Source organism: Paraburkholderia sp. BR13439 (assembly GCF_040948805.1).
Lineage (GTDB): Bacteria > Pseudomonadota > Gammaproteobacteria > Burkholderiales > Burkholderiaceae > Paraburkholderia > Paraburkholderia youngii.
Map to the genome: position 1 here is coordinate 492,455 of NZ_JBFPKN010000002.1, position 23,984 is coordinate 516,438.

22 protein-coding genes are annotated in these 23,984 nt (G+C 65.0%); 12 read left to right on the forward strand and 10 right to left on the reverse strand.

From position 1 onward, the window contains the following. Positions 1 to 207 precede the first annotated feature (207 nt). Entirely contained in the window at positions 208 to 1,965 is a 1,758-nt protein-coding gene (locus tag AB3X96_RS06130; protein WP_368588988.1) for an ArnT family glycosyltransferase, read from the forward strand. Between the two features lie 2 nt (positions 1,966 to 1,967). Then, positions 1,968 to 3,347: an MATE family efflux transporter gene (locus tag AB3X96_RS06135; RefSeq protein WP_368588989.1), complete on the forward strand. Its 1,380-nt coding sequence runs from the start codon at positions 1,968 to 1,970 to the stop codon at positions 3,345 to 3,347. A 124-nt stretch (positions 3,348 to 3,471) separates the two neighbouring features. Here AB3X96_RS06135 and AB3X96_RS06140 read toward each other — a convergent pair whose 3' ends face one another. Further along, complete coding sequence (locus AB3X96_RS06140; RefSeq protein ID WP_176108658.1) at positions 3,472 to 3,882, reverse strand: carboxymuconolactone decarboxylase family protein; 411 nt, start codon at positions 3,880 to 3,882, stop codon at positions 3,472 to 3,474. After that, positions 3,801 to 4,328, reverse strand: a complete 528-nt coding sequence (locus tag AB3X96_RS06145) for a MerR family transcriptional regulator (protein WP_368588990.1) — start codon at positions 4,326 to 4,328, stop codon at positions 3,801 to 3,803. Before AB3X96_RS06145 ends, AB3X96_RS06140 begins: the two co-directional genes overlap by 82 nt. 310 nt (positions 4,329 to 4,638) lie before the next feature. On the opposite strand from AB3X96_RS06145, the gene AB3X96_RS06150 reads away from it, so the two are divergent. Together AB3X96_RS06150 and AB3X96_RS06155 are read left to right on the forward strand one after the other, a co-directional pair. Further along, positions 4,639 to 5,211, forward strand: coding sequence for a ComEA family DNA-binding protein (locus AB3X96_RS06150; RefSeq protein ID WP_368588991.1), 573 nt, complete (start codon positions 4,639 to 4,641; stop codon positions 5,209 to 5,211). Between the two features lie 105 nt (positions 5,212 to 5,316). After that, positions 5,317 to 5,748, forward strand: a complete 432-nt coding sequence (locus AB3X96_RS06155) for a YidB family protein (protein ID WP_176108661.1) — start codon at positions 5,317 to 5,319, stop codon at positions 5,746 to 5,748. 174 nt (positions 5,749 to 5,922) lie between these two features. Here AB3X96_RS06155 and clpB read toward each other — a convergent pair whose 3' ends face one another. Then, positions 5,923 to 8,520: an ATP-dependent chaperone ClpB gene (gene clpB / locus AB3X96_RS06160; protein ID WP_368588992.1), complete on the reverse strand. Its 2,598-nt coding sequence runs from the start codon at positions 8,518 to 8,520 to the stop codon at positions 5,923 to 5,925. 170 nt (positions 8,521 to 8,690) lie between these two features. Next, positions 8,691 to 9,221 carry an Rrf2 family transcriptional regulator gene (locus AB3X96_RS06165; protein ID WP_368588993.1) on the reverse strand — a complete coding sequence of 177 codons (531 nt, stop codon included), beginning with the start codon at positions 9,219 to 9,221 and terminating at the stop codon, positions 8,691 to 8,693. A 254-nt stretch (positions 9,222 to 9,475) separates the two neighbouring features. Between AB3X96_RS06165 and AB3X96_RS06170 the strand changes: the two genes are divergently transcribed. Then, positions 9,476 to 10,024, forward strand: a complete 549-nt coding sequence (locus AB3X96_RS06170) for a group III truncated hemoglobin (RefSeq protein WP_368588994.1) — start codon at positions 9,476 to 9,478, stop codon at positions 10,022 to 10,024. Between the two features lie 74 nt (positions 10,025 to 10,098). Here the strand turns inward: AB3X96_RS06170 and AB3X96_RS06175 are convergent, their stop codons facing one another. The 6 genes from AB3X96_RS06175 to AB3X96_RS06200 all read right to left on the reverse strand — a co-directional run bounded on the left by AB3X96_RS06175 (position 10,099) and on the right by AB3X96_RS06200 (position 16,537). Next, the gene (locus AB3X96_RS06175) at positions 10,099 to 10,575 is read right to left on the reverse strand and encodes a molybdenum cofactor biosynthesis protein MoaE (protein ID WP_368588995.1); all 477 of its coding nucleotides are present in this window, start codon (positions 10,573 to 10,575) and stop codon (positions 10,099 to 10,101) included. A 59-nt stretch (positions 10,576 to 10,634) separates the two neighbouring features. Continuing rightward, positions 10,635 to 10,892, reverse strand: a complete 258-nt coding sequence (gene moaD / locus AB3X96_RS06180; protein WP_176108666.1) for a molybdopterin converting factor subunit 1 — start codon at positions 10,890 to 10,892, stop codon at positions 10,635 to 10,637. Between the two features lie 54 nt (positions 10,893 to 10,946). Further along, on the reverse strand, positions 10,947 to 12,158 hold the full coding sequence (gene glp, locus AB3X96_RS06185; RefSeq protein WP_368589073.1) for a gephyrin-like molybdotransferase Glp: 1,212 nt from the start codon (positions 12,156 to 12,158) through the stop codon (positions 10,947 to 10,949). 237 nt (positions 12,159 to 12,395) lie between these two features. Next, positions 12,396 to 13,847, reverse strand: a complete 1,452-nt coding sequence (thrC, locus tag AB3X96_RS06190; protein WP_368588996.1) for a threonine synthase — start codon at positions 13,845 to 13,847, stop codon at positions 12,396 to 12,398. Between the two features lie 8 nt (positions 13,848 to 13,855). After that, positions 13,856 to 15,187, reverse strand: a complete 1,332-nt coding sequence (locus tag AB3X96_RS06195) for a homoserine dehydrogenase (protein ID WP_368588997.1) — start codon at positions 15,185 to 15,187, stop codon at positions 13,856 to 13,858. A gap of 102 nt (positions 15,188 to 15,289) precedes the next feature. Next, positions 15,290 to 16,537 carry a pyridoxal phosphate-dependent aminotransferase gene (locus AB3X96_RS06200; protein ID WP_368588998.1) on the reverse strand — a complete coding sequence of 416 codons (1,248 nt, stop codon included), beginning with the start codon at positions 16,535 to 16,537 and terminating at the stop codon, positions 15,290 to 15,292. Between the two features lie 457 nt (positions 16,538 to 16,994). Between AB3X96_RS06200 and AB3X96_RS06205 the strand changes: the two genes are divergently transcribed. The 7 genes from AB3X96_RS06205 (at position 16,995) to AB3X96_RS06235 (ending at position 23,980) form a co-directional block, all read left to right on the forward strand. After that, complete coding sequence (locus tag AB3X96_RS06205) at positions 16,995 to 17,369, forward strand: Mth938-like domain-containing protein (RefSeq protein ID WP_176108671.1); 375 nt, start codon at positions 16,995 to 16,997, stop codon at positions 17,367 to 17,369. 112 nt (positions 17,370 to 17,481) lie between these two features. Further along, the gene (locus AB3X96_RS06210; protein ID WP_368588999.1) at positions 17,482 to 19,236 is read left to right on the forward strand and encodes a glycosyltransferase family 39 protein; all 1,755 of its coding nucleotides are present in this window, start codon (positions 17,482 to 17,484) and stop codon (positions 19,234 to 19,236) included. A gap of 24 nt (positions 19,237 to 19,260) precedes the next feature. Then, positions 19,261 to 19,632 carry an SMR family transporter gene (locus tag AB3X96_RS06215; protein WP_013089326.1) on the forward strand — a complete coding sequence of 124 codons (372 nt, stop codon included), beginning with the start codon at positions 19,261 to 19,263 and terminating at the stop codon, positions 19,630 to 19,632. A gap of 177 nt (positions 19,633 to 19,809) precedes the next feature. Next, positions 19,810 to 20,961 carry a DegT/DnrJ/EryC1/StrS family aminotransferase gene (locus tag AB3X96_RS06220; RefSeq protein WP_368589000.1) on the forward strand — a complete coding sequence of 384 codons (1,152 nt, stop codon included), beginning with the start codon at positions 19,810 to 19,812 and terminating at the stop codon, positions 20,959 to 20,961. A gap of 6 nt (positions 20,962 to 20,967) precedes the next feature. Beyond that, positions 20,968 to 22,011 (forward strand): glycosyltransferase, encoded by a 1,044-nt coding sequence (locus AB3X96_RS06225; protein WP_176108674.1) that lies wholly within the window; start codon positions 20,968 to 20,970, stop codon positions 22,009 to 22,011. Further along, positions 22,008 to 22,937, forward strand: a complete 930-nt coding sequence (locus AB3X96_RS06230) for a formyltransferase (protein ID WP_368589001.1) — start codon at positions 22,008 to 22,010, stop codon at positions 22,935 to 22,937. The genes AB3X96_RS06225 and AB3X96_RS06230 overlap by 4 nt, the downstream gene beginning before the upstream one ends. Further along, complete coding sequence (locus AB3X96_RS06235; RefSeq protein ID WP_176108676.1) at positions 22,934 to 23,980, forward strand: bifunctional UDP-4-keto-pentose/UDP-xylose synthase; 1,047 nt, start codon at positions 22,934 to 22,936, stop codon at positions 23,978 to 23,980. The genes AB3X96_RS06230 and AB3X96_RS06235 overlap by 4 nt, the downstream gene beginning before the upstream one ends. Positions 23,981 to 23,984 lie beyond the last annotated feature (4 nt).

Genomic DNA, 23,984 nt, shown 5'->3' on the forward strand with positions numbered 1-23,984 from the left:
CGCATACCCGCGACGGCATAACCCGTAACCAGCACACCGCGCTTTCACGACACCTGTTACAGGTTGTCCATCGACGTTGCCGGGCGTTACCGGCCGTGACGTGCATCGCACCGCACGACTACAATGCCGGATGCTCGAAACGGGCCCTCCCACCCTGACCTGCCGGGCCGCTCCGGCTGCATCGTTTATCCAGACTCCACACACCGCATGAGACCTGTCGTCCGCCTCACCGCCTCTGCGACCAGTGCGTTGCCGCGCTGGCTGCTGCTGGCCATCTGTATCCTCTACGCCTCGTTCGGCCTGTTCGGCCGCGACCCGTGGAAGAACGAGGACGCGGCTGGCTTCGGCGTCATGTGGACGATGGCGAATGGCGGCGCGCACGACTGGCTGCTGCCTAACCTCGTCGGCAAATATCTGACCGAGGACGGCCCACTCGGCTACTGGCTCGGAGCGAGCGCGATCCGCGTCCTCGCACCGTGGGTCGACTCAAGCAACGCGTCGCGCGTGTTCACCGGCCTGCTGTTCTGCGCGGGCTGCGCGTTCGTCTGGTACGCGGCGTATCTGCTCGGCCGGCGCGCCGAAGTGCAGCCGTTCAAATACGCGTTTGGCGGCGAGCCCGAACCGCGCGACTATGGCCGCACGCTCGCCGATGGCGCACTGCTGATCCTGCTCGCGTGCTTCGGCCTCGCCGAGCGCGGCCACGAAACCACGCCGCAGCTCGTCCAGTTCGTCTGCATCGCGATGCTCGTCTACGGCCTCGTGCGCATGATCGACAAGCCGATCCAGGGCGCGCTGATCTGGGGCCTCGCGATCGGCCTCGTCACGCTCGCGAGCAGCCCGGTGCTGGTCGGCGCGCTGCTGCTCGGCACGTTCGCGATGACGCTGATCGTGCGCGAAACGCGTTCGCGCTGGCTGCTGCTCGCGGGTCTGCCCGTCGCGCTGGTGCTCGCGGTATCGTGGCCGATCATCGCGCTTGCCGCATTCCCCGACGACGCCGTCTGGTATCTGAACCAGTGGCTGCACGTGAGCCTGAGTTCGTTCGCGGGCCCACCCGGTTCGGTCGCCGCCTATGCGCTGAAAAACCTGCCGCTCTTCACATGGCCCGCCTGGCCGCTCGCGCTGTGGTCGTGGTTCAGCTGGAAGGGCCTGCGGCGCGCGCCGCATGTGGCGATTCCGCTGTCGGTGATCGGGCCGCTGTTCGTGCTCGTGGTGCTGCAAAGCCATCAATCGAATCGACTCTACATGCTGCTGCTGCCGCCGCTCGCGGTGCTCGCCACTTTCGCGCTGCCGACGCTCAAGCGCGGCGCGATCAACGCGATCGACTGGTTCGCGCTGCTGAGCTTCACGATCCTCGGTAGCTTCGTGTGGGCCGTGTATGTGGCGAGTCTGACCGGTTTTCCGCATCCGCTTGCGCGCAATCTCGCGCGGCTCGCGCCCGGCTTCGTGCCGCAGTTCAAGATTCTGTCGTTTATCTGCGCGATCGCGGTGACCGTCTGCTGGTTCCTGCTGGTGCGCTGGCGTCTCGCGCGTCATCCGAAGGTGTTGTGGCGCAGCGTGGTGCTGTCGAGCGCCGGCACGACGCTGATGTGGGTGCTGCTGATGACGCTGTGGCTGCCGGTGGTCAACTACAGCCGGACTTATCGCGACGTCGCGCAGCAGATCGCCAACCACTTGCCCGATGACTACACCTGCATCTCGCCGGTGCGCCTCGGCAATGCGCAAATCGCGACGTTCGCGTATTTCGGCGACATGCATTTCTCGTTCGACCAGGACTGCGACGTGATCCTGCGTCAGGACTCGCAGGACTACGGCGACCCGAGCGCGCTGCCCGACTACATCTGGAAGCTCGTGTGGGAAGGCCGCCGCGCGGCCGACCGCGACGAGCGCTTCCGCCTGTACGTGCGCATCGACCGTCCGAAGCCGCCGCCCGGCAAGCACCGCAACTGGCACAAAAAGCCTAACTGACCATGTTCGCCGACGTACGGAAAATCGCCGCGCTCGCGTGGCCCGTATTGATCGGCCAACTGGCCATCATCGCGTTCGGCGTGATCGATACGGCGATGGTCGGGCGCTACTCGGCCGTCGATCTGGCCGCCCTCGGTCTCGGCTCGTCGATCTACGTCTCGGTCTATATCGGCCTGACCGGCATCCTGACCGCGCTGCAGCCGATCGCCGCGCAACTGTACGGCGCGCGCCGCTACGGCGAGATCGGCGAAGAGGTGCGCCAGTCATGGTGGCTCACCGCCGCGCTGACGGTGATCGGCTTTCTGATCCTGTTCTTCCCCGGGCCGCTGTTGTCGTTGTCGCACGTGCCCGACGCGCTGCACGAGCGCACGCTCGCGTATCTGCGGATTCTCGCGTTCGGGCTGCCCGCCGGCCTCGCGTTCCGGGTCTACGGTTCCGTTGCCAACGCGCTCGGCAAACCGCGGCTCGTGATGTTCCTGCAGATCGCCGCGCTGCTGCTGAAAATTCCGCTCAATACCTGGTTCATTTTCGGCGGCCTCGGCGTGCCGGCGCTGGGCGGCCCGGGCTGCGCGCTCGCGAGCACGCTGCTCAACTGGGCGCTCGCGGCGCTTGGCATGCTGCTGCTCGCGCGCGTCGACGACTTCAAGGCGCTCGGTATCTTCACGCAATTCTGCTGGCCGGTCTGGAAGCGCCAGGCCGCACAACTCCGGCTCGGTATTCCGATGGGGTTGTCGTATCTGATCGAGGTCACGTCGTACACGTTCATGGCGCTCTTCATCGCGCGCTTCGGCACGACGACGCTCGCCGGGCATCAGATCGCCGGCAATATCGGCGCGGTGCTGTATATGACGCCGCTGTCGATCGGCATCGCGTCGTCGACGCTGGTCGCGCAGGCACTCGGCATGCATCGGCCGCAAGCGGCGCGCACGCTGTCGCGTCACGGCATCGCGATGGCGGTTGCGCTCGCGTGCTGCTATGGCGCGCTCGTGCTCGTGCTGCGGCCGTATATCGTCGACGGCTATACGACCAACGCGCAGGTCGCGGCGAAGGCGTTGCCGCTGGTGCTGATCGTCGCCTGCTACCACCTGTTCGACGCTTTGCAGATCACCACCGCGTTCGTGCTGCGCGCCTACAAGGTCGCGGTCGTGCCGACCGTCATCTATGCGGTCGCGCTGTGGGGTGTTGGGCTCGGCGGCGGCTATGCGCTCGGCTTCGATACGACCGGCCTCACGCCGTCCTGGCTCACCGGTGCGCGCGGATTCTGGGTCGCGAATACCGCCAGTCTGGCGATTGCCGGGGCCGGCTTGCTCGTGTATTGGCGGATCGTGAGCCAGCGCTATTTGCGCAAGACCGCTGCAGTGCGGGTTGATTCGGCTGTATGAGGCGATGGGGGCTCAGGAAGGCCTCGAATCGAACTGATGGGACCGTTAGTTGCACCCCAAAACCGGGGGCGAGACTCTAGGTGTCCTGCATCCGCCATCCCTCTCCCCGTGCAGATCAGCCCTCTCACGCCGCGCACGCGGCCTCCCCCTCCCGATCCCTCGCCTCGAATATTTCGCGCGCCGCGAATAACGCATTGAGCGCGGCAGGAAAACCCGCATAAAGCGCCATCTGCATGAACACCTCGACGATCTGCTCGCGCGTGCAGCCGACGTTCAGCGCCGCCTCGATATGCACTTTCAACTGCGGCTGCGCACAGCCGAGGGTTGCGAGCGACGCGATCGTCGCAATCTCACGCGTGCGCAGATCGAGCTGCGGCCGGCTGTAGATGTCGCCGAAGCCGAATTCGATCAGCAGGCGCCCGAATTCCGGCGCGATCGGTGCAAGCGCGGCGATTACCTGCTCGCCCGCCGAACCGTCGATTTCCCTGAGCTTGTCCCATCCGCGCGTGTAGCGGTCGTTGTCTGCGTAGTCCATTGCAAGTCCTCATTGGCGTGTGAGGACGACGAGGCTTCGTCGTCCTGTCGTGCCGGATCGGGCTCAAGCGCGCCGCTCGTGGCCGCCTCGTAGTACGCGATCTTGTCGTCGATCGCGCCGAGGTTGCTCTGCAGTTCGGCGATCCGCGCGAGCAGCACGGCGCGATGCGCGACCAGCAGGTCGCGGCGCTCGCGCATCGTCGGATGGCCTTGCGCGCGCAGCGCGGCGATCTGCTGCATGCCGGAAATCGACATGCCCGTCGTCTTCAGACGCATCACGAAGCGTAACCAGTCGAGATCGGCAGGCGAGTACAGCCGGTGCCCCGCCTGCGTGCGCCCGACCGGCCGGATCAGGCCGGCCTGCTCGTAATAGCGCAGAGTGTGCGTGGATACGCCGATCGTTTCGGCGACCTGACCGATGGTGAGCGCGGTTGAGTGTTTCGACATGACGGACTCAGGTTAGGACTTCGAGTGCACTCTAAGTCAAGCGTCGGACGGTGTCATCCACCGGCGTTACCCATTCTTTATCGCAAGCGCTTTATCGCGACCGGTATCGACCGATAAATTCACCGGAATTGCATGCGACTAAAGTTTTAAAGATTGTGTGGCCGGATTTACTTGTCATCGATCGATCGGTATAAATCGACCGCTATCTCAAATCGGGTCTGCGATTTGTTCTATGCTTAAACGCAGCGCCCGCTGACAGGATAGGTCGTCCGTTCCCGGCTAACTTTTTGCCCTCAATGGAGTGCTTGCCATGCTGAAGAAGCTTTTCATGCTTTGCGTCGCTGTGGCTTTGTCGCTGTCGGCCGGATTTGCCGCGGCCGTGGAAGTGAATACCGCCGATCAGGTTGCGCTCGAATCGGTCAAGGGCATCGGCCCCGTGCATGCGAAAGCGATCCTCGACGAACGCGCCAAAAACGGGCCGTTCAAGAATGCCGACGATCTCGCCGCGCGCGTGAAGGGCCTCGGCCAGAAATCGGTCGAGAACCTCGAAGCGGCCGGACTGACGATCAACGGCTCGTCGGCGCCGCCGACCGGCGCGAAGACGTCGGCTAGGTCGGCCACGAAGACGACGCCAGCGGCTCCCGCGGCAACCACCGCCGCCGCGCCCGCCGCCACGACGGCAGCGCCGGCCGCGGCTGCTCCCGCCTCGGCCGCGAAGCCGTCGAAGTCGAAGAAGAAGGCCGCTGCATCCGACGCGACAGCCGCTGCGGCGCCGGCCGCCGCGGCAGCTAGCGCACCGGCCGAAGCATCCGGCACCAAGGCTTCGAAGAAGAAAGCGAAGAAGAGCAAGGCGGCATCCGCCGCGGCCGCGTCCGGCGCTTGAGGCCGGGCGGGGCTGCCGCCCTTGCGTTTCACCGCGACGCGCAACCGCGCGTCGTCGTCACCCGCCCGGCCGTCATGCACGCGCCGGCATTCAAGAGAGACCGTCATGAGCCTACTCGACACCATCGGTTCCCTGCTTGGCAAATCGCCAGAAGGCGGCGGCCAGCAAGCGCTGATCGCAGCCGCGCTCGAATTCGTCAATAACCAGCCTGGTGGCCTGAACGGCCTGATCCAGCGCTTCCAGGAAAAGGGCCTCGGCGACGTCGTGTCGTCGTGGGTCGGCAACGGCGAAAACCAGCCGATCGCGCCCGACGCGCTGCATAACGTGCTCGGCTCCGAGGCCGTGAGCGGCCTCGCCGCCAAGGCCGGCGTCCAGCCGGATCAGGTGACGGGTCTGCTGTCGCAGATCCTGCCGCACGTCGTCAACGCGGCCACGCCGGAAGGCGAAGTGCCGGCCGATGGCAAGCTGAACGCGACCACGGTGCTCGGCGCGCTCGGCGGCCTGTCGGCGCTGCTCGGCAATAAGGGCAACGCTTGAGCACGCAGTGCGCGATGCGCTGACGGCGGCGCAGGCTGCCGGTCGAGGTCGACGCCCGGTTTGAAAACGGCGGACAAAAAAACCGGCAACGAAGTCGCCTTCGTTGCCGGTTTCTTAACGTTGGTGGAAGCGACTCGACTACCGCCGCCCCGTCGCGTCATCAGGCCATCGCGCTTAGTGCACGACGCGTTCGAACCGCAGCTGACCGTCGTCCACTTCGACCGGAATGACATCCTTCGGACCGAACTTGCCGGCCAGAATCAGCTTCGCGATCGGGTTCTCGATCTCCTGCTGGATTGCGCGCTTCAGCGGCCGCGCACCGAACAGCGGGTCGTAGCCGACCTTGCCGATGTGCTCGAGCGCCGCATCCGATACCACCAGTTGCATGTCGAGCTTCGCGAGCCGCTCGTGCAGACGCTGCAACTGGATCCGCGCGATCGACTGGATGTTCGAGCGATCGAGCGCATGGAACACCACGACGTCGTCGATCCGGTTCAGGAACTCGGGCCGGAAGTGCAGCTTCACCTCTTCCCACACCGCGTCCTTCACCGCTTCCTGCGGCTCGCCGACCATCGCCTGGATCACCTGCGAGCCGAGGTTCGAGGTCATCACGATCACCGTGTTCTTGAAGTCGACGGTGCGGCCCTGGCCATCGGTCATGCGGCCATCGTCGAGCACCTGCAGCAGCACGTTGAACACGTCCGGATGCGCCTTCTCGATTTCGTCGAGCAGGATCACGCTATACGGCTTGCGGCGCACGGCCTCGGTCAGATAGCCGCCCTCCTCGTAGCCGACGTATCCCGGCGGCGCGCCGATCAGACGCGCGACGCTGTGCTTCTCCATGAACTCGCTCATGTCGATACGGATCAGGTGATCTTCCGAATCGAACAGGAACGACGCCAACGCCTTGCAAAGCTCGGTCTTGCCGACGCCGGTCGGCCCCAGGAACAGGAACGAGCCGTACGGGCGGTTCGGGTCCGACAGACCCGCCCGCGAGCGGCGGATCGCATCGGCGACCGCGCTGATCGCCTCGTCCTGGCCGACCACGCGCTCATGCAGCTTCGACTCGATCTGCAGCAGCTTTTCGCGTTCGCCTTGCATCATGCGCGACACCGGAATACCGGTGGCCCGCGACACCACTTCGGCGATCTCTTCCGCGCCGACCTGCGTGCGCAACAGACGCGGACGCTTCGGACTGTTCTGCTCCTCGGCTTCGGCGCGCGTGACTTCCTTCAACTGCGCTTCGAGCCCCGGCAGCTTGCCGTACTGAAGTTCGGCGACCTTCTCGAGCTTGCCCTCGCGCTGCAGACGCACGATTTCCGCGCGCGTCTTCTCGATCTCTTCCTTCAACTGCGCGCTGCCCTGCACCGCTGCTTTTTCGGCGGTCCAGATTTCTTCGAGGTCCGAATATTCACGGTTGAGCCGCTCGATTTCCTCTTCGATCAGTTGCAGACGCTTTTGCGACGCTTCGTCCTTCTCCTTCTTCACCGCCTCGCGTTCGATCTTCAACTGGATCAGACGCCGGTCGAGCCGGTCCATCTCCTCCGGTTTCGAGTCGATTTCCATCTTGATCTTCGAGGCGGCTTCGTCGATCAAATCGATCGCCTTGTCCGGCAGGAAGCGGTCCGTGATGTAGCGATGCGACAGCTCCGCCGCCGCGACGATCGCCGGGTCGGTGATGTCGACGCCGTGGTGCAGCTCATAGCGCTCCTGCAGACCGCGCAGGATCGCGATGGTCGCCTCGACCGACGGTTCGTCCACCAGCACCTTCTGGAAACGGCGCTCGAGCGCGGCATCCTTCTCGATGTACTTGCGGTATTCGTCGAGCGTGGTCGCGCCGACGCAATGCAGTTCGCCGCGCGACAGCGCCGGCTTCAGCATGTTGCCCGCGTCCATCGCGCCCTCGGCCTTGCCGGCACCGACCATCGTGTGAATCTCGTCGATGAAGACGATGGTTTGGCCTTCGTCCTTCGCGATGTCGTTGAGCACGGCCTTCAGGCGCTCTTCGAACTCGCCGCGATATTTCGCGCCCGCGAGCAGCGCGGCCATGTCGAGCGACAGCACACGCTTGTTCTTCAGCGTTTCCGGCACTTCGCCGTTGACGATGCGCTGCGCGAGTCCTTCGACGATCGCGGTCTTGCCAACGCCCGGCTCGCCGATCAGCACCGGGTTGTTCTTGGTGCGGCGCTGCAGGATCTGGATGGAACGGCGGATTTCGTCGTCGCGGCCGATCACCGGATCGAGCTTGCCGGCGCGGGCGCGCTCGGTCAGGTCGATCGTGTATTTCTTCAGCGCTTCGCGCTGGCTTTCGGCGTCCTGGCTATGCACCTGTGAGCCGCCGCGCACCGCGGCGATCGCGGTTTCGAGCGCCTTGCGCGACAAGCCGTGCTCGCGCGCGAGACGGCCCACGTCGCCCTTGTCGTCGGCGACCGCGAGCAGGAACATTTCGCTCGCGATGAACGTGTCGTTGAGCTTCTGCGCTTCCTTGTCGGCCTGGTTCAACAGACCGGTCAGTTCACGGCCGATCTGCACGTTGCCGTCAGTGCCTTGCACCTGGGGCAGCCGCGTGATTGCGTCGTTCAGTGCGGTCTGTAGAGGTTGTACATGCACGCCGGCGCGCGATAGCAGCGAGCGAGCGGAGCCGTCCTGCTGCGCGACGAGTGCCGCCAGCACGTGAACGGGTTCGATGTACTGATTGTCGTGGCCGACCGCCAGACTCTGGGCGTCCGCGAGTGCTTCCTGGAATTTAGTGGTGAGTTTGTCGATTCTCATCAAGAGACCTCCAATTTCGATTACCACCAAAATGAGGCGATTTATTAGGGTTTCAAGCGCTTTTTTGGCCTCGGTCGCAACTATTTAACATTTGAGCGCAAGAACTGCCGCGATCCTTCCCCGGTGAGGCGGCCGGACGGGTTTGCGCACCCTGGAGCCGACCCGATGTCCTAGCTCTTGTGGCCCAACGTCGCCGAACTGCCGCCACGCGTGCCATCCGATGCCACCGGAATCGGCAGCGGCACCCTCTGAACGTTGGGTCCCAACCCGAGCAATGCCGCGAGCGGACTTTTCGGTTGCGCGACTTCGCAGATGGTAAAGCGATCGAGTTCGGCGAGAAAAGCGAGGTTCGCCGCCTGCAGCGCGCCGCGCAGCCGGCAGTGCGGCGTGATGACGCAAGGCCGCTGTTGGCCTTGCCGGTCCGGCAGACAGCCGACCAGCGCAAAGTCGCTTTCCGTGACCCGCACCACGTCGCCGACGGTCAGCGACAGCGATTGTGCGGCGAGCCGCAACCCGCCGTTGCGGCCGCGCACGGTTTCGACCCAGCCCAGTTCGCCCAGTTGCTGCACGACCTTCATCAGATGGTTCTTCGAGATGCCGTAAGCTTCCGAAATGTCTTGGATCGTCGATAATCCGTCGCCCCGCACCGCGAGGTACAGCAGCACGCGCAGTGAGTAATCCGTATAGTCGGTGAGTCTCATAAGTCCCGATATAGCTTGAAAAGCTGCGAGCAAACGCATTGAACGTGCCCGATAACCGCGTCGACGCAAGAGTTGCGGTCGACCTGCGCCGCGCCCTAACATCATTGGCTGGCGGGTCGTTGCTCGAATCGCGTTGCAAAACTGCGTTGGATAGCAATAGTAGCTTTTTCCGCATCAACCGTTTGTTAGAAAAACGGGGGTTCGAAGTTCAGTTAAGCCGCCGCCATCGGCAAACGTATTTTTCTGGAATCCGCATGAATCCGTCTTTCCCCGCCGCGCCACCGGTCGAACGCGCGGCCGAACCCACCGAGGCCAATATCCGCGAGCTCGTCTACGGCTTTTACGATCGTGTGCGCGCCGATCCGCTGCTCGGTCCGGTCTTCGACGCGAAGCTCGAGGGCCGCTGGGACGACCATCTGCCGAAGATGTGCACGTTCTGGAACAGCCTCGTGCTCGGCGCGAAGCAGTATCGCGGCAACGTGCAGCAGGTGCATCAGCCGCTCGAAGGCATCGAGCCGCAGCACTTCAGCCGCTGGCTGTACCTGTTCCTGGATACGGTCGAATCGCGCTATCAACCGGCCGCGGCGGTCCGTTTCATGGAGCCGGCGCTACGGATTGCGCAGAGTCTGCAGCTGAGCCGTTACGGCTGGGATTACACGATTCCGGCGGAGCAGCAAGCGCTGCTCGAGCGGGTGGCGCCGAAGCGTCGGCCCCGCGATGCTGACGACGATGGCGAGCAGCCGTCGCGGCCGGCTGGGGAGCCGTTTCCCGTGCCGATCATCGGACGCTCACGGGACCAGTGAACGTGGGTCGGCGCCGACCCGCCTGACACAAACGCGCCGCGTGCGCCACCGCAGCGCCATGGCCCGCGGTTCGGCTACTCCGCCGTCTGGTTTCCCGATGCGATGCCCCAGCGCGCGAGCGCGGCATCGTCGGTCACGCGCGCGTCGACCCAGCGCTCGCCCGCGTCGGTTTTCTCTTTCTTCCAGAACGGCGCTTCGGTCTTCAGATAGTCCATCACGAATTCGCACGACGCAAACGCGTCACCGCGATGCGCGGCCGTCGTCGCCACGAGCACGATCTGATCGAGCGGATACAGCTTGCCGACACGATGCACGATCAGCACCTCGATGCCCGGCCAGCGTTCGCGCGCACGCTCGACGATCGCCTCGAGCGACTTCTCCGTCATGCCCGGATAGTATTCGAGCTCCATCGTCTCGACCGCGCTGCCCTCGTTCAGGTCGCGCACGGTGCCAACGAAGCACGCGACCGCGCCGATCCTCCGATTGCGCGCGCGCAGCGCGGCCACCTCGGCGCTGAGGTCGAAGTCTTCGGTCTGGACGCGAACGGGCATGGGTGACTCCTGAGGGCTTTTGTGGCTGGCGTGAACGTGATGATGGGCGTGAGCGCGGCTCAGCCGCCGGTGACGGGCGGAAAGAACGCGACCTCGCAGCCCTCGGTAATACGCGTGCTCGCGTCGGTCATCACGTGGTTGCAGGCCATGCGCAGCGCGCGGCCTTCGGCGAGCGTCTCGGCCCAGATGCCGCCACGCACGCGCAGCCACGCACGCACGTCGCCGACGGTCGCGATGCCGTCGGGCACCTCGACGGTTTCGTCGGAGGTATTGAGCGCTTCACGTACGCTCGCAAAGTATCGAAGTTCAATCTTCATCGGGATACCGCCGGTTTGTGCCGCGCATGCCGCGCATGCCTCGGATAGCCTGCCTCAGTTCAGCAGTTCGGAAAACGGAATGAAGCGCACGGTTTCGCCGGCGCTGATCGCGTGGTTCGGCGGATTGTCGATCAGGCCGTCGCCCCACACGGTCGACGTCAATACGGCCGAGCTCTGATTGGCAAACAGTTCGAGCCCGCCGGCCGCGTTGACGCGCGCGCGCAGGAATTCGTTGCGGCGATCGGCCTTGCCCTGCGTGAAGTCCGCGCGCAGCGACAGCGCGCGCGGCGCGACCGCCTGCACGCCGGCCAGCCGCAGCACGAACGGACGCACGAACAGCAGGAACGTGACGAAGCTCGACACCGGATTGCCGGGCAGGCCGATGAAAAACGTTTCGGCCGTGCCCGCCGCGCCACGGCGCACCGCGCCGAATGCGAGCGGCTTGCCCGGCTTCATCGCGATCTGCCACATCGACAGACGCCCTTCGGCCTCGACCGCCGGCTTCACGTGATCCTCCTCGCCGACCGACACGCCGCCGCAGGTGAGAATCAGATCGTGCGCCTCAGCGGCCTCGCGCAGCGTTGCACGGGTCGCGTCGAGCTGATCGACGACGATGCCGTAGTCGGTCACGTCACAGCCGAGCTTCTCGAGCAGGCCGCGCAGCGTGAAGCGATTCGAGTTGTAGATCGCGCCGGGCTTCAGCGGCTCGCCGGGCATCGTCAGTTCGTCGCCGGTGAAAAACACGGCGACCTTCACGCGACGGCGCACCTCGAGCTGCGCGCATCCGACCGACGCGGCAAGCCCCAACGCCTGCGGCGTGAGCCGCGTGCCGGCCGGCAGGATCACCGAGCCCGCGCGAATATCGGCGCCCTGCGCGGTGATCCACTCGCCCGCCTGCGGACGATGCACGATCGTCACCTCGTCGCCGGCCACCTCGGTCTGCTCCTGCATCACGACCGCGTCCGCGCCAGCGGGCATCGTCGCGCCGGTGAAGATGCGTGCGGCGCTATTGGGCGCGAGCGGCGCCGGCGCATGGCCGGCCGGAATCCGTTGCGAGACCGGCAGGCGGCTGCCGTGCGCGAGATCGGCGATACGGACTGCGTAGCCGTCCATCGCGCTCGTGTGCATCGGCGGCACGTCGAGCGGCGAGGTGACGTCGGTGGCGAGCACGCGATTCAGCGCGTCGAGCGTCGGCAGCGTTTCGATACCGTCGATCGCTCGCGCGGCGTCGAGCAGGATCGCCAACGCATCGGCAGTGGCGAGCATCGGAGCACGGGGCGTGGGTGTGGACATCTGGAGTGTCGAAGCCGCAGGTTAAAAGAACATTGTAGCGGCCGATGCCGTTAGCCTGGGCGGCCGGGCGTCATGGAGAGTTTTTTGTGATTTTCGCTGCGTGGCGGCGAGGGGTGCGGCCAGCGTTTTTTCGTAGTGCGGGCGTGGGCGTCGGGATGCCGCGTGAGCCGAAAACAGCCCACACGGCCCGCTTGCCCTCGCCGGTCGCACTTATTCGCCGGCATTCGCGACGATGAAGTCCTTCACCCGCTGAGCATCCGCGGGTACGACCTCGAAGCGCTGCGGCAGCGATTCGAGCCCCGCGAACGCGGCCGGCCGCTCCGGTTCGCGCAGCAGCGCTTCGCGGATCGTCTCGCCGAACTTGATCGGTTGCGCAGTCTCGAGCACGATCATCGGAATCCCCGGTTGCAGATGCTCGCGCGCGACCTTCACGCCGTCGGCCGTGTGCGTGTCGATCATCGTGTCGTAGCGCTGGAACACGTCGCGGATCGTCTCGACGCGGGTGTCGTGGTTGCTGCTGCCGGACACGAAACCGAACTCCCTCACGCGCGCGAAGTCGCCGCTCGCCGCGAGGTCGAAACCGCCCTTTTCCTCGACGTCGTGGAACAGTTGCAGCACGCGCGCCGGATCGCGGCCGAGCAGGTCGTACACGAAACGCTCGAAGTTCGACGCCTTCGAGATGTCCATGCTCGGGCTGCTCGTGTGATACGTCTCGGCCGCCTTGCGCACGCGGTAGATGCCGGTGCGGAAGAACTCGTCGAGCACGTCGTTTTCGTTGGTCGCGACGACGAGCTTTTCGATCGGCAGACCCATCATGCGCGCGATGTGACCCGCGCAGACGTTGCCGAAGTTGCCCGACGGCACCGTGAACGACACGCGCTCGTCATTCGACTTCGTCGCGGCAAAGTAGCCCTTGAAGTAATAGACGACCTGCGCGACGACCCGCGCCCAGTTGATCGAATTGACCGTCCCGATCTTGTACTTCGCCTTGAACGCGTGATCGTTCGACACCGCCTTCACGATGTCCTGCGCGTCGTCGAACACGCCTTCCACCGCGAGGTTGAAGATGTTCGGGTCTTGCAGGCTGTACATCTGGGCGGTCTGGAACGCGCTCATCTTTTTGTGCGGCGACAGCATGAACACGCGGATGCCCTGCTTGCCGCGCATCGCATACTCGGCGGCGCTGCCGGTATCGCCCGAGGTCGCGCCGAGAATGTTCAGCGTTTCGCCGTGCTTCGCGAGCGCGTACTCGAACAGGTTGCCGATCAGCTGCATCGCCATGTCCTTGAACGCGAGCGTCGGCCCGTTCGACAGTTCGAGCAGCGACAGCGGCGCGCCGTCTTCGACGCCGAGCGTCTTCAGCGGCGTGATCTGCGCGGCGCTTTCGTCGTCGCGCACGTTGCAGTAGGTCGCGGCCGTGTAGGTCTTGCGCGTCAGCGCGCGCAGATCGTCGGCGGGGATGTCGTCGCAGAACTTCGACAGGATCTCGAACGCGAGATCCGCGTACGGCAGTGTGCGCCAGCGCGTAAGTTCATCCGCGGTGACGCGCGGATATTCGGCCGGCAGATACAGGCCGCCGTCTTTCGCGAGACCGCCGAGCAGGATGTCGGAGAAGGTATGGCGCTCGCCGGCTCCGGCGCCGCGCGTGGAGAGGTAGTTCATAGTTCGGCCTAGTTCAGCGCTTCCATGCGCAGCTTCGTGACTTGCGAGACGACGGTCTGCAGCGCCTCGATCGACTTGATCGCGGCGTTGACCTGCTTTTCGACCGTCTCGTGCGTGATCAGCAGGATGTCGGTTTCGCCCTTGCCGTTCGCGTCGACGAGTTCCGATTCCTTCTGCAGCAGCGCGTCGATCGAAATGCCGGTGTCCGCCAGAATGCGCGTGATGTCGGCGAGCACGCCGGTCACGTCGGCGACGCGCAGGCGCAGGTAGTAGCCGCTCGTGACTTCTTCGATCGGCAGAATCGGCGTGTTCGACAGGCTGTCCGGCTGGAACGCCAGATGCGGCACGCGGTGCTCGGGGTCGGCCGTGTGCAGACGCGTCACGTCGACCAGATCGGCAACCACCGCGGACGCCGTCGGCTCCGCGCCCGCGCCCTTGCCGTAGTACAGCGTCGTGCCGACCGCGTCGCCATGCACGACGACCGCGTTCATCGCGCCTTCCACGTTCGCGAGCAGGCGTTTTTCCGGAATCAGGGTGGGATGCACGCGCAGTTCGATGCCCTTGTCGGTGCGCCGCGTGATGCCGAGCAGCTTGATGCGATAGCCGAGTTCCTCGGCGTATTTGATGTCGATCGCGGCGAGCTTGCTGATGCCCTCGACGTACGCGCGGTCGAACTGCACCGGCACGCCGAACGCGATCGCGCTCATGATCGTCGCCTTGTGCGCGGCGTCGACGCCTTCGATGTCGAAGGTCGGGTCCGCTTCCGCGTAGCCGAGTTCCTGCGCGGCCTTCAGCGCGGTGGCGAAATCGAGCCCGCGGTCGCGCATCTCCGACAGGATGTAGTTCGTCGTACCGTTGATGATGCCGGCGATGTACTGGATACGGTTCGCCGTCAGGCCTTCGCGCAGCGCCTTGATGATCGGAATGCCGCCCGCCACCGCCGCTTCGAACGCGACCATCACGCCGTTCGCGCGCGCCGCCTCGAAAATCTCCGTGCCATGTACGGCGAGCAGCGCCTTGTTGGCGGTGACCACGTGCTTGCCGTTGTTGATCGCGCGCAGCACGAGGTCGCGCGCAATGCCGGTGCCGCCGATCATTTCCGCGACGATCGCGATCGACGGATCGTCGACGACCGCGTTGAAGTCATCGGTCAGCGCCACGCTGCCGGCTTCGCCGCCGAGCGCCGCGGTCGCCTTGGCCGGGTTGCGCACGGCGATACGCGCAATCTCGATACCGCGACCCGCGCGACGTTTGATTTCTTCCTGATTGCGGCGCAGTACCGTGAAGGTGCCGCTGCCTACCGTGCCGAAGCCCAGCAGTCCAACTTTGATCGGTTCCATGCAGCGTGTGTTTCTATTAGAGGTTTGAAAAGGGTGTCTGAGGTGGCACGAGCGGCGCGCCTGATGCGCCGCGTCACGCGCCACATCGTACGCGAGGCCGGCTCAGGCTGTGTGACGCTTGCGGTAGCCATCGAGGAAGCGCGCGATCCGGTTGATCGAATCCGCGAGGTCGTCGACGTTCGGCAGGAACACGACGCGGAAGTGATCCGGCGTCTTCCAGTTGAAGCCGGTGCCCTGCACGAGCAGCACGCGCTCTTCGAGCAGCAGGTCGAGGATGAACTGCTGGTCGTTCTGGATCGGATACACCTTCGGGTCGAGGCGCGGGAACATGTACAGCGCCGCTTCCGGTTTCACGCAGCTTACACCGGGGATCGACGTGAGCATCTCATACGCGAGCTCGCGCTGCTTGTACAGGCGCCCGCTCGGCACGATCAGGTCGTTGATGCTCTGATAGCCGCCGAGCGCGGTCTGGATCGCATACTGGCCGGGCACGTTCGGACACAGCCGCATCGATGCGAGGATGCCGAGCCCTTCCAGATAGTCCTTCGCGAGCCGGCGGTTCTCGCCGGTCAGGCCCGAAATGGCCATCCAGCCGGCGCGGTAGCCGCACGAGCGGTAGCTCTTCGACAGGCTGTTGAACGTAACGGTCAGCACGTCTTCGGACAGCGACGCCATCGACGTGTGCTTCTTGCCGTCGTAGATGATCTTGTCGTACACCTCGTCGGCGAAGATCACGAGGCCGTGCTGGCGCGCGATCTCGATCAGGCCGAGCAGCAGTTCGTCCGAATAGAGCGCGCCGGTCGGGTTGTTCGGGTTGATCACGACGAGCGCGCGCGTGTTCGGCGTGATTTTCGCGCGGATGTCGTCGAGGTCGGGCATCCAGCTATTCGACTCGTCGCAAATGTAGTGCACCGGCGTGCCGCCCGCGAGGCTCACGCCGGCGGTCCACAGCGGGTAGTCAGGCGCGGGCAGCAGCACTTCGTCGCCGTCGTTGACGAGGCCTTGCAGCGCCATCACGATCAGCTCGGACGCGCCGTTGCCGATGTAGATGTCGTCGAGCTCGACGCCGTGCACGCCCTTTTGCTGCGTGTAGTGCATGATCGCCTTGCGCGCGGCGAACACGCCCTTCGAATCGGAGTAGCCCGACGAGCTGGGCAGGTTCAGGATCATGTCCTGAATGATTTCATCGGGTGCCTCGAAACCGAACGGCGCCAGATTACCGATGTTCAGCTTGATGATGCGGTGGCCCTCTTCTTCGAGCCGCTTCGCGTGTTCGAGGACGGGCCCGCGAATGTCGTAGCAGACATTCAACAATTTGTTGGATTTGAGAATCGGTTTCACGGCGGGCACTTCATCCTGGTTGATGGCTGGGGCAAACCTTGGGGCAAACGGGGCCCGGCTGACGTCACCGGGCCGCTCGGATTCACCGATACGGGAATTCGGACGCGGCGGCGCCAGCGAAGGCGGCCAACTGCGAAATGGGGTCGAACTGTCGAGCGGCCGCGGCTTTCCGGGTTCCGGCGCGGGAAAAAAACGCAGCGAAAGCGGGCGATGCCAGCACAGGTAGCCGGTGGGCCACGCCGATGCGCCCAGCGCGGCTTGTGGCGGCACTTGAGCGAGGGGCGCCGCAAGGCGGCTAAAAAGTTATAATTTAGCGGATTTTGGCCGACTTCCGCAATGCACCACCCGCAACGGCAAGCCTTTTCGGCCTTCTCGTGTGTCACACGCGTCGAACCGCGCGGCCTGTGCGACGTGCATCCAGGCCGGCAATACGCATGACGTCTCACGACGACTTCGGAAAACCAATTTGAAATTACATCAGGATTCCAGCGGCGCGCTGAATACCGTTACCGGCTACGGCGCCGACTACGTCGAAATCAATCTGGTGCGTCACGCGGGCAGTATTCTCGTGCTGCCGGACGCGCCGGTCATTCCCTGGCCCGTCTCGTCGTTCGAGCGGCTGAGCGCCGAGCATTTCGCGATGCTGGTCGACGCCGCGCCCGAAGTGGTCGTGTTCGGCAGTGGCGAGCGGCTGCGCTTTCCGCACCCGCGGCTGACCGCCGCGCTCACCGCGAAACGCATCGGCGTCGAAACGATGGATTTCAAGGCCGCCTGCCGCACCTACAACATTCTGATGGCCGAGGGCCGCAAGGTCGCGGCCGCGTTGCTGATCGAAGCCTGAGCGGGCCCGGCGCCGGCGCATCCCGCGCGAGCCCGCGCCGGCGCCGGCCCCGTTCTGGCCCCCGCGCCGCGCCCGTGCGCGCGTCGTCGATAACAAGAAGGGTTGATATTTCATGAACGATACGCCGTCGAGGCTACCGCTCAACCGCACCGCAATCCTGTTGCTGGTGCTGGTTCTCGCCGTGATCTGGTTCGTGCCGCTCGGCTGGCGCCATCTGCTGCCGAGCGACGAAGGCCGCTACGCCGAAATGGCGCGCGAAATGTTCCTGACCGGCGACTGGATCACGCCGCGCTACAACGCCTACAAGTACTTCGAGAAGCCGCCGCTGCAAACCTGGGCGAACGCGCTGACGTTCGCGTGGTTCGGCATCGGCGAATGGCAGGCGCGCCTCTATACCGCGCTGACGGGCTTCGCCGGCGTGCTGCTGATCGGCTTCACCGGCGCGCGCGTGTTCAACGCGGCGACCGGCGTGTTCGCGGCGCTCGTGCTCGCCTGCGCGCCGTACTGGAACCTGATGGGCCACTTCAACACGCTCGACATGGGCCTGTCGTTCTGGATGACCCTCACGCTGTGCGCGCTGCTGCTCGCGCAGCGTCCGAACCTGCGCCTGCCGTGCGTGCGCGGCTGGATGTGGGTGTGCTGGGCGTCGATGGCGCTGGCGGTGCTCTCCAAGGGCCTCGTCGGGCTGATCCTGCCGGGCGCGGTGCTGGTGCTCTACACGCTGATCGCGCGCGACTGGGCGCTGTGGAAGCGGCTTCACCTGGTGAGCGGCCTGATCGTCTTTTTCGCGATCGTCGCGCCGTGGTTTGTCCTCGTGCAGCAGCGCAATCCGGAATTCCTGAACTTCTTCTTCGTCGTCCAGCAGTTCAAGCGCTATCTGACGCCCGAGCAGAATCGCCCCGGCGCGTTCTACTACTTCGTGCCGGTGCTGCTGGTGGGCTTCCTGCCGTGGCTGTCGGTAACCGTGCAAAGCGTGCGCCACGCGTGGCGTCAGCCGCGCCAGCCGAACGGCTTCGCGCCGGTCACGCTGATGCTCACGTGGATCGTCTTCATCTTCCTGTTCTTCAGCGCGTCGCACTCGAAGCTGCTGTCCTACACGCTGCCGATCGCGCCGCCGATCGCGATGCTGATCGGCATGTACCTGCCGCTCGTCACGCGCGAGCAGCTGCGCCGGCATCTGGCGGGCTACGCGCTGTTTTTCGTGGTCGCCGCGTTTGCGGCGCTGTTCCTGCCGCGCCTCGGCTCCCAGCGTAATCCGGCCGCGCTGTACGCCGAATTCCGCGTGTGGGTGCTCGCCGGGCTGGCCGTGGCTTTCGTGCTCACGCTGGTCGCGTTGTGGCTGAACCGCCGCGGCGAGGATGGCGTGGGCGCCAACGCGCGGGTCGGCCTCGGCAGCCTCGCCGCGTTCGGCGCGGGCTGGCTGCTGCTCGCCACGATCGCGGGCACCGGCCACGACGTGTTCGGACGCCTGAGCTCCGGCGCGCCGCTCGCGTCCGCGATCAAGGCAAAACTCGCGCAGCTGCCGCCCGACACGCCGTTCTACTCGGTCGGCGTGCTCGACCACACGCTGCCGTTCTACATCGGCCACACGATGATCATGGTCGCGCACCCGGACGAGCTCGCGTTCGGCGTGTCCGTCGAGCCGCAAAAATGGGTGCCGACGGAACAAGCGTGGATCGAGCGCTGGAAGGCCGATCGTTACGCGCTCGCGCTGATCCCGCCGCCGACTTACGAGCGCCTCGTCAAGCAAGGCGTGCCGATGCAGGTGATCGCGCGCGATCCGCGTCGCGTGGTGGTGATGAAGCCGCTCGCCGACGGGGCTCCCGCCGCCGCTGCCCCCGCCTCCACGCCCGCGGCAAAGTCCTAATCCTCTCGAGAACCAGACCGTTCGATGAACCCGATTTCCCTCTTCTGCATCCTCGCCGGCGTCACGCTGAACGCCGGCGCGCAGCTGCTGCTCAAGGCCGGCACGAATGCCGTTGGACACTTCGAATTCACCCGTGCGAACATCCTGCCCATCGGCTTCAAGCTGGCAACCCAGCCGCCGATCATCGGCGGGCTCGCCTGCTACGTGATCAGCGTGGCGGTATGGATCATCGGGCTCTCGCGTGTGGACGTGTCGATCGCGTATCCGATGCTATCGCTTGGCTACGTGGTCAACGCGATCGCCGCGTGGTACCTGTTCGGCGAGGTGATGTCGGTGCAGAAGCTGGTCGGCATCGGCATCATTCTGGTCGGCGTGGTCGTGCTCGCGCGCAGCTAGGCGGCCGGGCCTCGCGCAGGAACCCGCGCCGCGCACGAGCCGCCTAAGCCTGACGTAAGGTAGGGCGCGGTAAGCTGCACGGTTGCGTTTTTTCCGCCGCGGCCTTGGGTTTGCGCGTAGTTTGTGGTTTACTTCGCGCCCGTCGGGCCGCGCCCCTTTCAATCGAGCGATGCATTCATGAGCCAGTCACAAGTCCCGTTTTTGCCGTTTGTCAAACCCGAGATCGACGAGGAAACGATCCAGGGCGTCGCCGACGTGCTGCGTTCCGGCTGGATCACCACCGGCCCGCAGAACCAGAAGTTCGAGGCAGCGCTGTCTGAGTTCTGCGGCGGCCGCCCGGTGCGCACGTTCAATTCCGGCACGGCGACGCTCGAAATCGGCCTGCGCATCGCCGGCGTCGGTCCCGGCGACGAAGTCATCACGACGCCGGCCACCTGGGTGTCGACCTGCAACGTGATCCTCGAAACCGGCGCGACGCCGGTGCTTGCCGACATCGACCCGGTCACGCGCAACATCGATCTCGATCTGCTCGAAAAAGCCATCACGCCGCGCACCAAGGCACTGTTGCCGGTGTTCCTGTCCGGCTTGCCGGTCGACATGGACCGTCTGTACGCGATCGCCCGCGAGCACAAGCTGCGCGTGATCGAAGACGCCGCGCAGGCGTTCGGCTCGACCTGGAACGGCGAGCGCATCGGCAAGCTCGGCGACATCGTGTCGTTCAGCTTCCACGCGAACAAGAACCTGACCTCGGTCGAAGGCGGCGCGCTCGTCCTGAACAACGAGGAAGAAGCGGTGCTCGCTCAAAAATACCGGCTGCAGGGCATCACGCGCACCGGCTTCGACGGCATGGACTGCGACGTGCTCGGCGGCAAGTACAACCTGACCGACGTCGCCGCGCGCGTCGGCCTCGGCCAGCTGCCGCATCTGGAGCGCTTCATCGCACAGCGCAAGAAGCTCGTGCGCGCGTACTTCGCGCAGCTCGAAGGCGGCGCGGCCGTGAAGCTCGGCGTCGGCCTGCCCGTCGCGGACTTCGAAAACAGCAACTGGCACATGTTCCAGATCACGCTGCCGCTCGAAAAACTGTCGATCGACCGCGCCGGCTTCATGGGCGAACTGAAGGAACGCGGCATCGGCTCGGGCGTGCACTACCCTGCGCTGCACCTGTTTTCCCTGTACCGCGCGCGCGGCTTCAAGGAAGGCATGTTCCCGCACGCCGAACGCTTCGGCGCCACCACCGTCACGCTGCCGCTCTTCACCCTGATGAACGAAGGCGACGTCGAGCGCGTGTGCCGCGCGGTCAACGAAATTTGCGAACACTACGGAAAGTAAGCGGACATGACTTATTCGGAACATCGCGCCGTCGCACCGGAAGTGTCGATCATCATTCCGGTGTACAACGAGGAAGCCGGACTGGCCGCGCTGTTCGCGCGCCTCTATCCGGCTCTCGATGCGCTCGGCACCGGTTATGAAGTGATCTTCATCAACGACGGCAGCCGCGACAAATCCGCGGCGCTGCTCGCCGGGCAGTTCCGCGCGCGGCCCGACACGACGCGCGTGATCCTGCTGAACGGCAACTACGGCCAGCACATGGCGATTCTCGCGGGCTTCGAGCAGTCGCGCGGCGACATCGTAATCACGCTCGACGCCGACCTGCAGAATCCACCCGAGGAAATCGGCAAGCTCGTCGCGAAGATGCGCGAGGGCTTCGACTACGTGGGCACGATCCGTCGGCAGCGTCAGGACAGCCTGTGGCGCCGCAAGGCGTCGCGCGCGATGAATCATCTGCGCGAGCGCATCACGCGCATCAAGATGACCGACCAGGGCTGCATGCTGCGCGCGTACAGCCGTCACATCATCGATACGATCAACCGCTGCGGCGAAATCAACACGTTCATCCCCGCGCTCGCGTACACGTTCGCGCAGAATCCGGTGGAAGTCGAGGTCGCGCACGAAGAACGCTTCGCCGGTGAGTCGAAGTACTCGCTGTACTCGCTGATCCGCCTGAATTTCGACCTCGTCACCGGCTTCTCGGTGGTGCCGTTGCAATGGCTGTCGTTCATCGGCGTGATCCTGTCGCTAGGCTCCGCGGCGCTGTTCGTCCTGCTGCTGATTCGGCGCTTCATCATCGGCGCGGAAGTTCAAGGTGTGTTTACGCTGTTCGCTATCACCTTCTTCCTGCTCGGCGTGATCATCTTCGCGCTCGGCCTGCTCGGTGAATACATCGGCCGGATCTATCAGCAGGTGCGTGCGCGGCCGCGTTATCTGGTGCAGACCATTCTCGAAGAACGCGACGGCGGCGCCGTCGCCGAAACGCCGCGTCAGACCGTCGCGCAAGGCGTGCAGCCGGTGCCGGTCGCCGATCAGGGACACCAGCCATGAAGCCGCGCGCCGTCGTATTCGCGTACCACAACGTCGGCGTGCGCTGCCTGCAGGTGCTGCTCGCGCGCGGCGTCGACGTCGCGCTCGTCGTCACGCACGAAGACAACCCGAGCGAGAACATCTGGTTCGGCAGCGTGGCATCGGTGGCGGCCGAGCACGGCATCGCCGTCGTCACGCCGGCCGATCCGAAGAGCCCGGAACTGCGCGGCGCGGTGAGCGCCGCGCGGCCGGACTTCATCTTCTCGTTCTACTACCGCCACATGCTGCCGCCCGATCTGCTCGCGATCGCCGCACGGGGCGCTTACAACATGCACGGCTCGCTGCTGCCGAAGTATCGCGGCCGCGTGCCGACCAACTGGGCGGTGCTCAACGGCGAGAGCGAAACCGGCGCGACGCTGCACGAAATGGCCGCGAAACCCGACGCCGGCGCGATCATTGCGCAAACACCGGTGCCGATCCTGCCCGACGACACCGCCGCGCAGGTCTTCGACAAGGTCACGGTCGCCGCGGAGCAAACGCTCTGGCGCGTGCTGCCGGCGCTGCTCGCGGGCGAGGCGCCGCATCTGCCGAACGATCTCGCGCACGGCAGCTACTACGGCGGGCGCAAACCGGAAGACGGCCGCATCGACTGGAGCCAGTCCGCGCAGCAGGTCTACAACCTGATCCGCGCGGTCGCACCGCCGTATCCGGGCGCTTTCACGGATCTGAACGGCCATCGTTTCATCGTCGCACGCGCGCGTCTGGCCGTGCCCGGCGCGCTCCGCTCGGATTTGCCCCCGGGCCTGCACGTAAGCGATAATGCCGTTTTCGCAATTTGCGGCGACGGCCGCGCAATCAACATCCGCGAATTGCGGCACCAGCACGATGGCGGCGAGACTGCCGTCAGTCCGGCGAAATTCGCCCAGCTCATCCAATCTCATTCATGAAAAAAGTCCTGATTCTGGGTGTGAATGGCTTTATCGGCCATCACCTGTCCAAACGCATTCTCGAAACGACCGACTGGGAAGTGTTCGGGATGGACATGCAGACCGAACGTCTCGGCGACCTCGTCAATCATGAGCGGATGCACTTCTTCGAAGGCGACATCACGATCAACAAGGAATGGGTCGAATATCACATCAAGAAGTGCGATGTGATCCTGCCGCTCGTCGCGATCGCCACGCCCGCAACCTATGTGAAGCAGCCGCTGCGCGTGTTCGAACTCGACTTCGAGGCGAACCTGCCGATCGTGCGTTCGGCCGTCAAGTACGGCAAGCACCTCGTGTTTCCGTCGACCTCCGAGGTCTACGGCATGTGCACGGACGAGCAGTTCGATCCGGAAGAATCGCAGCTGTCGTACGGCCCGATCAACAAGCCGCGCTGGATCTACGCGTGCTCGAAGCAGCTGATGGACCGCGTGATCTGGGGTTACGGCATGGAAGGCCTGAACTTCACGCTGTTCCGTCCGTTCAACTGGATCGGCCCGGGCCTCGACTCGATCTACACGCCGAAGGAAGGTAGCTCGCGCGTGGTCACGCAGTTCCTCGGCCACATCGTACGTGGCGAGAACATCAGCCTCGTCGACGGCGGCGCGCAAAAGCGCGCATTCACGGATATCGACGACGGCATCAGCGCGCTGATGAAGATCATCGAGAACAAGAACGGCGTCGCCACCGGCAAGATCTACAACATCGGCAATCCGACCAACAACTTCTCGGTGCGCGAGCTCGCGCACAAGATGCTGGCACTTGCGGCCGAATTCCCCGAATACGCGGACTCGGCCAAGAAAGTGCAACTGGTCGAAACGTCGTCGGGCGCGTACTACGGCAACGGCTATCAGGACGTGCAGAACCGCGTGCCGAAGATCGACAACACGAAGCAGGAACTCGGCTGGGCACCCACGTCGACTTTCGACGAAGCGCTGCGCAAGATTTTCGAAGCGTATCGCGGCCACGTCGCGGACGCCCGCGCACTCGTCGAACAGCAATAAGGGC

Excerpts from the sequence above, each read along its gene's own strand:
- AB3X96_RS06130 (WP_368588988.1), top strand. The coding sequence starts at position 208 with ATGAGACCTGTCGTCCGCCTCACCGCCTCTGCGACCAGTGCGTTGCCG.
- AB3X96_RS06235 (WP_176108676.1), top strand. The coding sequence starts at position 22,934 with ATGAAAAAAGTCCTGATTCTGGGTGTGAATGGCTTTATCGGCCATCAC.
- AB3X96_RS06140 (WP_176108658.1), bottom strand. The coding sequence starts at position 3,882 with ATGGACTACGCAGACAACGACCGCTACACGCGCGGATGGGACAAGCTC.
- AB3X96_RS06230 (WP_368589001.1), top strand. The coding sequence starts at position 22,008 with ATGAAGCCGCGCGCCGTCGTATTCGCGTACCACAACGTCGGCGTGCGC.
- AB3X96_RS06165 (WP_368588993.1), bottom strand. The coding sequence starts at position 9,221 with ATGAGACTCACCGACTATACGGATTACTCACTGCGCGTGCTGCTGTAC.
- thrC (WP_368588996.1), bottom strand. The coding sequence starts at position 13,847 with ATGAACTACCTCTCCACGCGCGGCGCCGGAGCCGGCGAGCGCCATACC.
- AB3X96_RS06135 (WP_368588989.1), top strand. The coding sequence starts at position 1,968 with ATGTTCGCCGACGTACGGAAAATCGCCGCGCTCGCGTGGCCCGTATTG.
- AB3X96_RS06195 (WP_368588997.1), bottom strand. The coding sequence starts at position 15,187 with ATGGAACCGATCAAAGTTGGACTGCTGGGCTTCGGCACGGTAGGCAGC.
- AB3X96_RS06215 (WP_013089326.1), top strand. The coding sequence starts at position 19,261 with ATGAACCCGATTTCCCTCTTCTGCATCCTCGCCGGCGTCACGCTGAAC.
- AB3X96_RS06220 (WP_368589000.1), top strand. The coding sequence starts at position 19,810 with ATGAGCCAGTCACAAGTCCCGTTTTTGCCGTTTGTCAAACCCGAGATC.
- moaD (WP_176108666.1), bottom strand. The coding sequence starts at position 10,892 with ATGAAGATTGAACTTCGATACTTTGCGAGCGTACGTGAAGCGCTCAAT.
- AB3X96_RS06145 (WP_368588990.1), bottom strand. The coding sequence starts at position 4,328 with ATGTCGAAACACTCAACCGCGCTCACCATCGGTCAGGTCGCCGAAACG.
- clpB (WP_368588992.1), bottom strand. The coding sequence starts at position 8,520 with ATGAGAATCGACAAACTCACCACTAAATTCCAGGAAGCACTCGCGGAC.
- AB3X96_RS06155 (WP_176108661.1), top strand. The coding sequence starts at position 5,317 with ATGAGCCTACTCGACACCATCGGTTCCCTGCTTGGCAAATCGCCAGAA.
- AB3X96_RS06175 (WP_368588995.1), bottom strand. The coding sequence starts at position 10,575 with ATGCCCGTTCGCGTCCAGACCGAAGACTTCGACCTCAGCGCCGAGGTG.
- glp (WP_368589073.1), bottom strand. The coding sequence starts at position 12,158 with ATGCTCGCCACTGCCGATGCGTTGGCGATCCTGCTCGACGCCGCGCGA.
- AB3X96_RS06210 (WP_368588999.1), top strand. The coding sequence starts at position 17,482 with ATGAACGATACGCCGTCGAGGCTACCGCTCAACCGCACCGCAATCCTG.
- AB3X96_RS06170 (WP_368588994.1), top strand. The coding sequence starts at position 9,476 with ATGAATCCGTCTTTCCCCGCCGCGCCACCGGTCGAACGCGCGGCCGAA.
- AB3X96_RS06150 (WP_368588991.1), top strand. The coding sequence starts at position 4,639 with ATGCTGAAGAAGCTTTTCATGCTTTGCGTCGCTGTGGCTTTGTCGCTG.
- AB3X96_RS06225 (WP_176108674.1), top strand. The coding sequence starts at position 20,968 with ATGACTTATTCGGAACATCGCGCCGTCGCACCGGAAGTGTCGATCATC.